The 11,338-nt window shown below is 61.0% G+C and carries 8 protein-coding genes, 3 tRNA genes and 1 other RNA gene; 9 read left to right on the top strand and 3 right to left on the bottom strand.

Annotation, left to right across the window (positions count from 1 at the left end; translation table 11 throughout):
• Positions 1–150: 150 nt before the first annotated feature.
• Positions 151–240, bottom strand: a tRNA-Ser gene (locus IPI01_03615).
• 214 nt (positions 241–454) lie between these two features.
• On the opposite strand from IPI01_03615, the gene IPI01_03610 reads away from it, so the two are divergent.
• The 3 genes from IPI01_03610 to IPI01_03600 are packed head-to-tail and all read left to right on the top strand — an operon-like array spanning position 455 to position 3,884.
• Positions 455–1,795, top strand: coding sequence for an SLBB domain-containing protein (locus IPI01_03610; GenBank protein ID MBK7256900.1), 1,341 nt, complete (start codon positions 455–457; stop codon positions 1,793–1,795).
• On the top strand, positions 1,792–2,853 hold the full coding sequence (locus IPI01_03605) for an SLBB domain-containing protein (protein MBK7256899.1): 1,062 nt from the start codon (positions 1,792–1,794) through the stop codon (positions 2,851–2,853). Before IPI01_03610 ends, IPI01_03605 begins: the two co-directional genes overlap by 4 nt.
• Positions 2,850–3,884, top strand: coding sequence for a hypothetical protein (locus IPI01_03600; protein MBK7256898.1), 1,035 nt, complete (start codon positions 2,850–2,852; stop codon positions 3,882–3,884). The genes IPI01_03605 and IPI01_03600 overlap by 4 nt, the downstream gene beginning before the upstream one ends.
• Positions 3,885–3,962: 78 nt before the next feature.
• Here the strand turns inward: IPI01_03600 and IPI01_03595 are convergent.
• Both IPI01_03595 and IPI01_03590 read right to left on the bottom strand, forming a co-directional pair.
• Positions 3,963–4,034 (bottom strand) — tRNA-Arg (locus IPI01_03595).
• A 43-nt stretch (positions 4,035–4,077) separates the two neighbouring features.
• Entirely contained in the window at positions 4,078–4,761 is a 684-nt protein-coding gene (locus IPI01_03590) for a YdcF family protein (protein MBK7256897.1), read from the bottom strand.
• Between the two features lie 145 nt (positions 4,762–4,906).
• Here IPI01_03590 and IPI01_03585 point away from each other — a divergent pair.
• The 6 genes from IPI01_03585 (at position 4,907) to IPI01_03560 (ending at position 11,328) form a co-directional block, all read left to right on the top strand.
• Positions 4,907–4,979: transfer RNA gene (locus IPI01_03585), tRNA-Ala, on the top strand.
• 4 nt (positions 4,980–4,983) lie between these two features.
• Positions 4,984–5,082: signal recognition particle sRNA small type (gene ffs, locus IPI01_03580), an RNA gene on the top strand.
• 276 nt (positions 5,083–5,358) lie between these two features.
• Positions 5,359–6,981: an Rne/Rng family ribonuclease gene (locus IPI01_03575; GenBank protein ID MBK7256896.1), complete on the top strand. Its 1,623-nt coding sequence runs from the start codon at positions 5,359–5,361 to the stop codon at positions 6,979–6,981.
• Positions 6,982–6,992: 11 nt separating this feature from the next.
• Entirely contained in the window at positions 6,993–8,084 is a 1,092-nt protein-coding gene (gcvT, locus tag IPI01_03570; protein MBK7256895.1) for a glycine cleavage system aminomethyltransferase GcvT, read from the top strand.
• Positions 8,085–8,086: 2 nt separating this feature from the next.
• Positions 8,087–8,845 carry a 2-phosphosulfolactate phosphatase gene (locus tag IPI01_03565; protein MBK7256894.1) on the top strand — a complete coding sequence of 253 codons (759 nt, stop codon included), beginning with the start codon at positions 8,087–8,089 and terminating at the stop codon, positions 8,843–8,845.
• A 14-nt stretch (positions 8,846–8,859) separates the two neighbouring features.
• The gene (locus IPI01_03560) at positions 8,860–11,328 is read left to right on the top strand and encodes a DNA translocase FtsK (GenBank protein MBK7256893.1); all 2,469 of its coding nucleotides are present in this window, start codon (positions 8,860–8,862) and stop codon (positions 11,326–11,328) included.
• Positions 11,329–11,338: the final 10 nt, after the last annotated feature.

Here is an 11,338-nt window from a genome sequence, read left to right as displayed (position 1 = left end):
ATGGGCCAGGACGGTGAGAGCGTGCTCAAAAAGACCGCACACTAAATCGCACACTCAGCGGTCAAAAAATGTGTTGTAGTTGGGAGTTGACGCGGGTCGAACGGACAACCGCGAGTAGGGAACTCGCGATTGTCGTTCATTTTGGGGATGCGGAGGGGGAGAGATTCGAACTCTCGGTAGAGATTTACTCCCTACGACGGTTTAGCAAACCGTTGGTTTCGGCCACTCACCCACCCCTCCATAGGTACCGCTCGAAGAGAGATGCAGGAAGAAAGCAGAAAGAAGACGACAGCAACTTCTTTTGTGCGCTCTCAAGATAAGTAAAATTAGTTCCCGCCGCAAGCCTTTCCCTTGATTCTTCCGTTCCTTTTTCGCAAGTTTTCATGATACGGGTGGATAACGCCTCGCTTACTCCATCCCGTCCACCTCCATCAAGACCAGGAGACCCGCAACCGTGACCGGCTTACACCGCTGGCTGAGCATCGGATTGATCGCACTCACCATTCCTGCGAACACTCCGGCGCAAACGCAGGACCAGGTCCGCCAGCAGGCGGAATCCCGCCTGCGACAAATGTCTCCCGCCGAGATCGAGCAAGCGCTCAAACAGTACGGCCTCACGCTCGACGAGGCGACGAAACGCGCCCAGTCGATGGGCATCTCGCTCCAGGACTTCCTCACGCGCCCCGCTGCTTCATCGGGCGCAATTGCCCCGGAAGAACTGTCGGTCGATCCCCGGCTGAACTGGCAGCGCACCACCACACCCCGCGAAGCGATCGACAGCGCCGTCGTTGCCATCGGACTCGCCCAACTGGCGTCCGATACGATCACCGTCCCCGGCTTCACCGGCCGGACGGGCATCGATTCTGCGATGCGGCCCTTCGGCTACGAGATCTTCCGCTTCCCGTCCAATACCTTCATCCCCTCACTGAGTGTCTCGACACCTCCATCGTATGTGCTCGGTGCCGGCGATGAGGTCCAGATCAGCGTGTGGGGCGAAACCTATATCAATCACCGCCTCCAGGTGAACCGCGAAGGGAATGTGTTCATCCCCGACGTCGGCCCTGTGAACGCCATCGGCCTGACGGTCCAACAATTCCGCGACAACGTTCAGCGGCGCATGGCAAGTGTCTATTCCGGACTCGCCGGCGCGCGAGGCCGTTCGAACCTCGAGGTCTCCCTGGGTAAACTGAAGACGATCCAGGTCTTCGTCCTCGGTGAAGTGCGCAAGCCGGGAGGCTATGCCGTATCTTCGATGTCCACCGCCCTCCATGCCCTGTACCTCGCTGGCGGGCCATCGGCCGACGGTTCGCTGCGCGACATCCAGGTGCTCCGGCGCGGGGAAACCGCACACTCGGTCGACATGTATGCGTTCATCCTCGGGGGAGACCGTACAAAAGACGAACCCCTGCAGGATGGCGATGTCGTGTATGTGAAACCCGCCGGCATCCGCGTGGCCGCGGTCGGCAAAGTCGTCCGCCCCGCGATCTATGAACTGAAACCCGGTGAGACCCTCGGTGCGCTCATCGGCATGGCAGGCGGACTCCGGTTCGATGCCGACGTGAAACGGCTCCACATCGAACGCATCGTACCGTTCGATCAGCGCCGTGCGTACGATCGCGACCTGCTCGATTTCGATATCCGCTTCGCGTCCGCAACCGACCTTCTCGCCAGTTCCTACACGATGGCGAACGGCGATATCGTGATGATCCAGAATATCATCGGGCTCCACGAGAACCGCGTCGTGGTCGCCGGCAGCGTCAACAAACCCGGGCCCTTTGAGTTCCGGCCGGCATGACGATCTCCACGCTGGTCAAGGCGGCGGATAGCCTCAAGCGTTCGACGTTCATCAAACGCGCAACCCTCTACCGGATGCAACGGAATATGCACATGGAGGTCATCGGCTTCGATCTCGAACAGGCGATGAATGGCGATCCCGCCAATGACCATCCGCTGCAGAATGAGGACAGCGTCGTGATCTATACGTACGACCAGTTCCACCCGCAGCAACAGGTCTCGATCTTCGGTTCCGTCCGCCGTCCGGGACAGTACATCCGGCACGACAGCATGACCGTTGCCGATCTGGTGATGGCCGCGGGTGGCCTCGAGGAAGGCGCGATGCGCACCGGATGGGAACTCGCGCGCCTCGACACGCAGGATGTGAAGACCTACACCCGTCTGATGAAGATCGGCGGCGACGATGAGTACTGGCGCAACGACGGAGGGAAGGGCGTCCACCTCGAAGATTTCGATGTCCTTACGATCCCGGCCGATCCACGATTCTCTACCCTGAAGTTCGTCAGGGTGACGGGCTATGCAACGTACCCCGGCACGTATGCGATCCAGTATGAAGGTGAACGCCTCGCGGATATCTTCCGCCGCGCCGGAGGGCTCCGCCCCGGGGCCTATCTCCAGGGTTCGCGCCTGATCCGGCGCTTCAACAACGCAGGCCTCATCCCGCTCGATTTCAAGCTGGCCCTCGGTGATGCAAGCTCGCGGGACAATGTGGTAGTGTACGACGGCGATTCCATCAACGTCGCGTATACCGAAGATGTCGTCTATGTGAGCGGGGAAGTGTACGTTCCGTCACCTGTCCTCTATGAAGAAGGGGAAGGGCTGAGCTACTATATCGATCAGGCGGGCGGCTATAGAGAAGAAGCGGAGGATGACAATACGGTCGTGTTCCTGCCGGGCGGCAAGAAGTGGGAGAGCGGTGAGATCCTTCCGGGAAGCACGATCCTGGTCCCGCGGAAGATCGAGAAGGAAGACAAGACACTCCCCATCGTCCGCGATCTGGTGACGATCCTCGCCAGCCTTGCAGCGATCACCGTCGCACTTGTGCAGGTGACCAAATGACCGGTCACCAGGATACTCCATCCGCTGCCGTCCAGAACGGAACGCCGGCCCCCGCGCGGAAATTGCCTGAGATCCTCGCGCCGGTGTGGACCGAGAGGAAACGGGTCCTCTTCTGGTCGCTCGGCGTTGCCGCCGTCACGGCCATCCTCAACTTCGCCGTGTTCAATTTGAGTTACAAAGCCACGACCACGCTCCTGCCTGAAACGGAAAAGGGGAAACTCGGCGGACTCAGTCAGTTCTCCGGCCTCGCCCAGCTCGCCGGAGTCAGCGTGCCCAATGCGGATGTCTCCCGGCTGTATCCGATCATCCTCACGAGTGAGACGGTCCTGATCCCGGTGATCGAGCACACGTATCAGACCGGGCGCTACCAGCAACCGGTGAATCTCATCACGTTCCTCGATATCGAGGAGGGGTCGCCGGCGAAGGACATGGAACGCGCATTGAAAGAGATGCGTGGGCTGATCACGACCGCCTATGACACGAAGACCAGCACGGTGATCGTGACCCTGGAGCTGGAAGAGCAGCAACTCGCCGCGGACGTGCTGAATGCGATCGTGGCCGAGGTGGACAAGTTCATGCGGCTCAAGCGCATCAACACCGCCACCGAGCAGGTACGGTGGATCAACGCGCGGCTCGTGGAGGTGGAGAAGGAGCTGCGCCAATCGGAAGAGAATCTCAAGACGTTCATGGAACGCAACAGGCGGGTCATGGATTCGCCCCAGCTCACGCTGGAGCAGCAACGGCTGCTGCGCGAGGTGACGGTGAAGTCGACGATCGTGATCGAGCTCAAGAAGCAATACGAACTCGCCAAGATCGATGAGATCAAGAACATCTCGGTCGTGAATATCCTGGATCCGGCCCGTCCGCCGGTGAAAAAAGAACGCCCGAAGCGCGCAACGAACACCGCGCTCGCCTTCCTCCTGGCCCTTGCCGCACTGAGCACGTATTATGCGATGAAGCCGGTGTGGGGGAGTAAGGTAACGGACTTCGTGAGTGCCATGAAGAGAGAGTCGGGAACAGCGAAGCAGTAGAGACAGGGTCAGAAATGCGAAGAGTGAAAAATGGAGAGACCGTGTCCCTCTTCATCTTTCACTCTTCGTCGTTTTCAGTGCTCCCGCCAGGATTCGAACCCGGACTAAGTGATCCGTAGTCACTCGTGCTATCCATTACACAACGGGAGCGTTGTGTCCAGTAATATACATATCGGCGGAAAATAAATCAAGACTATTCTTGTGGCGGCGGCTGATCCCTTCCGATGGCGGCGTAGACATACCCGACCAGTTCGCCCCCGACATCCTTCCCCCCCGCACTCGACTTCCACCAATCATCCGCACCGTACCGTGCGTCCGGCGCAGCAATGATGCCGACCCGTATCGAATCACCAAGGACCCGCGCGAAGATCATGTGTGTCCGCCGTGCGTGGACACCCTGCGAAAGGATGTCGACCTGGCGCGTTCCGGGAGCATTGCGCTGCAGCCACGCGCGCAGCGCGTAGGCGGATGCAAGCGTGCGGTCGCGCAGAATATGGCCATGCGCGGCGGCCGCATGGACGCTGCCGCTGTCGATGCCCATGTGCATGCATGTCGCGCGTGCGGCGTCAGCCGTGCTGCCATAGGCCGACAGGAAGGAACCGTAGTCGATCGGCACGCCGGTCGTGACGATGCGGTCATAGCGCCCCGACCTGTACAGCGATACCCCGTCGGCAACGGCACGGTCCTCCAACCACCCCTCGATGACCAGGATACCGCCGCCCGTGGCGTTGGTCGTCGCGAGGAAGGTATACAGGGCGTGTGGGACAACGCACATGCCCGCCACGACGAGCGTGGCGATCAGGAGCCATCCACGCCAGGTCGGCAGGGGAACGGACCGGCGGACGAAGAGCGGGGCAAGGATGCGTGTGGCGGACATGCTGTCAATATAACAGAGGGGGAACACTCATCCAAATCCATTTGCTTTTTTCCGTTCTGTTTGCTAGATTCTGATACAATGGAAGAGTCAACGGGGCTGAGTTCGTTGTGACCACATCCCGGTGCCTTTGTCCTTTTGAACATTCGGGGCTGTAGCTCAGCTGGGAGAGCGCCTCGTTCGCAACGAGGAGGTCGTCGGTTCGACCCCGATCAGCTCCACTGAGGTCAAGTCCTGTGCAACCGCAAGGTACCCAACCCCGCCAGGTCCGGAAGGAAGCAACGGTCAGTACCCCAAGGTGTGACGCAGGGTAGCTTGGCCTCTTTTTATTGGTCCCTGTTGCACCACATGATGGTTTTTCGTAGTTTATCCTGACGAGTTCAGGTTCTGAGTGAAGCGATGACCGCTTCCTCTTCTGGATGAACATGGACCGATCCAAAACAACAGTGTTCGACACCACAGGTCGGCAATCGATGCGAGCGTACGCGGTCCTAACATTGTGTCTCTCGATCCTGCTCGGGAGCCTGCTCTCTTCGTTCCGTAACGGTGGTGTTGCCCGGCTCACCTCTCTGGAAGAAAGGCTGGAACCACCAGTACGGTATGAAGAAAGAGATCATCATCAACGCTGCGGCCAACGAGACCCGGATAGCGATAACCGAGGAAGGTCGCCTGGCAGAACTCTTTGTAGAGACTGCCAATAAGGAAAAAATGGTCGGTGACATCTATCTTGGCAAGGTTGCCAAGGTGATGCCCGGCATCAGAGCTGCATTCATTGACCTGGGACTTGGCCAGGACGGATTCCTTCACTTCTCTGACATCGGCAGCCGTTTCGATGAGTACAACACACTCATCGATGACGATGACGAAGAAGGCGAGGGCGAAGGCGCACCGGCACCCGCCGGCGCACCATCCGACGACCAGCATCCACGAGGCAGCGGCAACGGCGAGGAACGTCAGCATAGCCGCCAGCGCCAACAGGTCCCCAAACCTCCCCCCAAAGAAGTCCACCTCGAAAAGGGGCAGGAGGTCATCGTCCAGATCATCAAGGAACCCGTCGGCAAGAAGGGCGTCCGCGTCACATCGGACATCTCCCTCGCCGGCCGTTTCCTTGTCCTCCTGCCGTTCGACAACAAGGTCGGCATCTCCAAGAAGATCTCGAACTTCAAGGAGAAGCGCCGCCTCCGCCGCACGGTCCAGGCGATCCTCCCCCCGGGCTTCGGTACGATCATCCGCACCGTCGCAGAAGGGAAGGAAGATTCTTCGATCAAGAACGATCTCGAGGACCTGATCGCGACGTGGCGCGAGATCGAGAAGACCGTGAAGGCCGAGAAGGCCCCGTGTCTCCTCTATAAGGATCTTGCCACGACGTCGAGCGTCATCCGGGACCTGTTCTCGAACGATGTCTCCCGCGTGGTCATCGATTCGAAGAAGCTGCACAAAGAGATCCGCTCGTACATCAAGTACACCTCGCCCCAGCTCCTGGAAAAGATCGAACTCCACAAAGAGCGCACCCCGATCTTCGATGCCTATGGCGTGGAGAAGGAGATCGAGACCACGCTTGCGCGCAAGGTCTGGATGAAGAGCGGCGGGTACCTGATCATCGAGCCCACCGAGGCGATGGTGGTGATCGATGTGAACAGCGGGCGCTACGCTCCCAAGAAGGACCAGGAGATCAACTCGCTCCGCACGGACCTCGAGGCGGCACGGGAGATCACGCGGCAGCTCCGCCTGCGCGACCTCGGCGGCATCATCGTGTGCGACTTCATCGACCTCGATGACGAGAAGAACAAGAAGAAGGTCTACGAAGAGCTGAAGAAGGAGTTCCGCAAGGACCGCGCAAAGGTGACGGTGCTGCCGATGACCGAGTTCGGGCTCGTGCAGATCACGCGCCAGCGCATCCGCCAGAACATCCTCCACAGTTTCACCGAGGCATGCCCGACCTGCGCCGGCACAGGACTCGTGACGTCCAAGACCACGGCCCTGAACCAGCTGGAACGGTGGATCCACCGGTTCAAGACCGAAACGCGCGAGACACGCTTCACGCTGCGGGTACATCCGTCGCTCGCGCCGTCGCTCCGCGAAGGGACCATCAGCCGTCTCCGCCGCATCATGCTCAAGTACTTCGTCCTGATCAAGCTGGAAGAGGATCCGACGATTCCGATCGGCGAATTCCATGTCATCTCCCGCAAGCAGGACAAGGATGTGACCGACCTTTATAAGTAGAAGGACATACCATGTCACTGAAACGCACTGCGTTTTTTGACCGGCACGTGCAGGCCGGCGGCAAGATGGTGGCGTTTGCAGGATTCGAGATGCCCGTGCAGTACACCCCGGGCATCGTGGAAGAGCACCGCTGCGTGCGCGAGCGTGTCGGCGTGTTCGATGTCTCCCATATGGGCGAAGTGGAAGTGGCCGGTGCCGATGCGCTCGCCTTCGTCCAGAACATCACCATCAATGATGCCTCGAAGCTGACTCCGGGGCGCGTGCAGTATTCCGCCATGTGCTACCCCGATGGCGGGATCGTGGATGACCTGCTCGTGTATCGGATGGCGGACCGGTTCATGCTGGTGATCAACGCGGCGAACACCGCGAAGGACATCGCGTGGATGCAGGAGAATCTGCGCGGCGATGTGGTGCTCACCGACAGGAGCGATGCGACATCCCTCCTTGCCGTGCAGGGTCCGCATGCGCTCGCAACGCTGAAGAAGCTCACGCCGACGGACCTCGAACCCCTGCAGTATTACCACTGGATGCACATCACCATCGCCGGCGTGCCCATGCTGGTGTCGCGCACCGGCTACACGGGCGAACTCGGCTACGAACTGTATTTCCCGTCCGATCGTGCGACCGGCGATATCCTCTGGGATGCATTGATGGACGCCGGGAAGGAATTCGGGATCGGCCCCATCGGCCTCGGGGCACGCGATACGCTGCGTCTGGAAATGGGATTCTGCCTCTACGGCAACGACATCGATGCGACAACGAACCCGCTCGAGGCGGGGCTCGGCTGGATCACACGCCTGGGCAAGGGATCGTTCATCGGCCGCGAAGCGATCCGTACCATGAAAGAGGATGGGCCCAGGCGGAGACTCGTCGGGTTCACCGTCAACGACCGTGCCTTCCCGCGCCATGGCTATCCGATCCAGATCGCCGGCGTGGATACCGGTCACGTCACCTCCGGGACGTTCTCCCCGACGATCGAAAAAGGCATCGGCATGGGCTACGTGCCTGCGGACCATGCAACGGTCGGCGCGGGCATCGAGGTCATGATCCGCACGAAGCCTGTCGCTGCGACCATCGTTCCACTGCCGTTCGTAAAGAAGTAAGCATGGCCGATCCGAAGATCCATCTTACCCCGCACCTCGTGGATGAACTCGCCCTGCGCGACAGGGTGGTCGTGGTCGTCGATCCACTGCGGGCGGGAACCTGCATTGCTACGGCGCTCCAGAACGGTGCCCGCGAAGTGATCCCGACCGGAACGGTCGAGGCCGCGGCACGCGTGTCCAGTAACCTCGCCGGCGCCGTCACGATGCTCGCGGGCGAACGCAACGGGAAGATGATCGAAGGATTCCACTTCGGTGATTCGCCGCTCGAGTTCACCGCCGAGCGGGTCCAGGGGAAGGCGATCGTGTTCCTGACGAGCAACGGGACGCCGGCGATCTGGCGCGCACGCCACGCACGTGAACTCGCGGTCTGCGGCTTCGTCAATATTTCAGCCGTCGCGGAGTTCGTCCGGCAACAGCAGGGTGACGTGGAGATCGTGTGTGCGGGGAACGCCGGAGGATTCTGCATCGAGGATGGGGTCTGCGCAGGCATGCTCCTGCATCTGCTCGCCGAGGGGTCGGCGGCACCGGGCGCACATTTCTCCGATGCCGCGGTTGCGGCGTTGTCGCTCTACAAGGGCCACGCCCGCGGACTCCGGCGCATGCTGCGGCGATCCGACAACGGCGTGATGCTCGAAGAACTTGGCTTCGCGGCCGATGTGCTTGCCTGCAGCGAACTGGACACGGTGCCGGTGGTTCCGCTGTTGGATGGGAACGTCCTCCGGCTGCGCACGAACGAGGAGAAGAAGGAACCCGCGCGTTAAGGGAGAAGTGAAGGATGCCTCAACCGATCAGACAACGGCCTGCACCTGCGGCAACGAAGAAGGAGAGCGCTCGCCCCAACGGCAACCGCAAGTGGGCGATCCTCGCCATCCTCCTCATGACGCTGGCCGCACTGTTCTTCATTGCACTGGTGACCTACGACCCCGCGGACGAACAGTTCGCGGACAGGGGATTCTCCGGTTTCTGGCAACAGGGCACGAATCTCGGCGATGAGAACAGGGTCCATAACGGACTCTCGATCGTCGGGGTCATCCTCGCCGATTTTCTCATCCGCTCCACGGTCGGGTATATCGTCTTCATCGTCCCCGTTCTGATGGTGCTCTGGGGATGGACCATCCTCCGCCGCGGCGACTACCGCCGCGCCGTCACGCTGACCAACTATTCCATCATCTGGGCGCTGCTCATCGCGAGCGCGTTCGGGATGATCCGCAGGATATTCCCCGAGACCGGGCCTTCCATGGAATGGAGCGGTGCGGTGGGCGAATTCATCTCCACCTACCTCTCACGGTTCATCGGACGCGCCGGCGGTGCCATCGCGGTGTGCGTGGGCATGTTCATCACCGCGATGATCGGGGCCGACATCGATGCCCATCAGCTCGCCGAACGGATCCGCTCGTGGTATCTCAAGGCCCTGGACTGGTACGACCGCAAGCGGCAGGAGCGGGAAGATGTGGGCGTGTCGGACGGGGATGAGGATCAGGGACGGACCGACACCGAAGGACGAAAAGAGGCACGGGTGCAGTTGCGCAAACCCCTCGCCGATCCCGAGAACGATGATGACGATGCGGAACAGGACGAGGCACCGCGCCCGCCTGCGCCGGTGAGCATCAAGCGCCGGCCACTCGAAGAACCGCCGCGTCCACAGGACGGACCTGCAACGACCCGGCGGGTGTTGACCGTCACGACAAAAGTGCCGGACCTGGCCGAGGAACCCATCGCCGAGGGTGCGGTCGCGCCGGCCCAGCCGCTGAAGGTCGAAGAGATCGAGTATGTCTTCCCTCCCGTGGAGCTCCTGGACGCCCCGAAGCCGGGCAAGGAAGATGTGGATGAGGCCGAACTCCAGGCCAATGCCGAACTTCTCCGCGAGACCCTCCTGCAGTTCGATGTGGAACTGGAGAGCGTGAGCGTCACCCCCGGCCCCGTGATCACGTTGTACGAACTTGTGCCGGCGACAGGCGTGAAGATCAGCCGGATCGTCAATCTTGAGAACGATATCGCGCTGAAGCTCGCCGCCCGGGGTATCCGCATCATGGCCCCCATCCCCGGCAAGTCCGCGGTCGGCGTGGAGATCCCGAATTCCCATCGCTCGCTCGTGACGATCCGGAGCATCATCAACTCGAACGTGTTCCGAGAGGCCAAGGCGGCGCTGCCCATGGCGATGGGGAAGACCATTGCCGGAGAGGTGTTCGCGGACGATCTGGCGAAGATGCCGCACCTTCTCGTTGCCGGTTCCACCGGCTCCGGGAAGAGCGTAGGCATCAACACCATGATCGCCAGCCTGCTCTACCGGATGCACCCGTCGGAGCTGAAGTTCCTCATCATCGACCCGAAGAAGATCGAACTTGCGCTGTATTCGCGCCTGAAGCAGCACTTCCTTGCCGTGTCGCCGGACGTCAACGAAGAGATCCTGACCACGCCGGGGAACGCGGTGCTCGGCCTGAAGGGCGCGGAGCTGGAGATGGAGCGGCGCTACGACCTTTTCTCCAAGGCGGCGGTCCGGAATATCGCGGACTACAACGAGAAGATCGCCAGCGGGAAGGTCAAGAGCACGCCCGAGCAACCCCATATCAAGATGCCGTATCTGGTCGTGGTGATCGACGAACTCGCTGATCTCATGATCACGGCTGCGCGTGAAGTAGAAGAGCCCATCGCGCGGCTCGCGCAGCTTGCGCGCGCTGTGGGCATCCATCTCATCGTTGCGACCCAGCGGCCGTCTGTCGACGTCATCACCGGTGTGATCAAGGCGAACTTCCCGGCGCGCATCGCCTATCAGGTGGCGTCGAAGACGGATTCACGTACGATCCTGGACATGAACGGCGCGGAGCAATTGCTCGGCAACGGCGACATGCTCTACCTCGCGAGCGGCAGCCCCAAACCCATACGCCTGCAGAACGCGTACATCTCGTCGGACGAGGTGGAAGCGTTGATGGAACACATCGGCAAGCAGCGCGGGTATCTGGCGCCGTTCAAGCTGCCTTCGGTGATCGAGAAGAAACGGAGCGCGGAAGGCGCGGGTGGCGGTTCCCATGACGATCTGTTCGAAGAGGCCGCACGTATCATTGTGCGCTATCAGCAGGGCTCGGTGTCGCTGCTCCAGCGGCGGCTGAAGGTGGGCTACTCCCGGGCGGCACGCCTCGTGGATGAACTCGAAGCGGCCGGCATCGTCGGCCCCGCGGATGGCAGCAAGGCGCGCGATGTGCTCGTGGAATCTGAAAGTGAACTTGACGTGATCCTGCAAGGATGAGGATGAGGAC

It is taken from the genome of Ignavibacteriota bacterium, from assembly GCA_016707525.1.
Lineage (GTDB): Bacteria > Bacteroidota > Ignavibacteria > UBA10030 > UBA6906 > JAGDMK01.
The sequence above is the reverse complement of the archived record's forward strand: the minus strand, read 5'-3'. Positions and strand labels throughout refer to the sequence as shown.

What these genes read in the sequence shown, in the direction of transcription:
- IPI01_03575 (MBK7256896.1), top strand. Translation starts at nt 5,359, where the DNA reads ATGAAGAAAGAGATCATCATCAACGCTGCGGCCAACGAGACCCGGATA.
- gcvT (MBK7256895.1), top strand. Translation starts at nt 6,993, where the DNA reads ATGTCACTGAAACGCACTGCGTTTTTTGACCGGCACGTGCAGGCCGGC.
- IPI01_03560 (MBK7256893.1), top strand. Translation starts at nt 8,860, where the DNA reads ATGCCTCAACCGATCAGACAACGGCCTGCACCTGCGGCAACGAAGAAG.
- IPI01_03600 (MBK7256898.1), top strand. Translation starts at nt 2,850, where the DNA reads ATGACCGGTCACCAGGATACTCCATCCGCTGCCGTCCAGAACGGAACG.
- IPI01_03605 (MBK7256899.1), top strand. Translation starts at nt 1,792, where the DNA reads ATGACGATCTCCACGCTGGTCAAGGCGGCGGATAGCCTCAAGCGTTCG.
- IPI01_03565 (MBK7256894.1), top strand. Translation starts at nt 8,087, where the DNA reads ATGGCCGATCCGAAGATCCATCTTACCCCGCACCTCGTGGATGAACTC.
- IPI01_03590 (MBK7256897.1), bottom strand. Translation starts at nt 4,761, where the DNA reads ATGTCCGCCACACGCATCCTTGCCCCGCTCTTCGTCCGCCGGTCCGTT.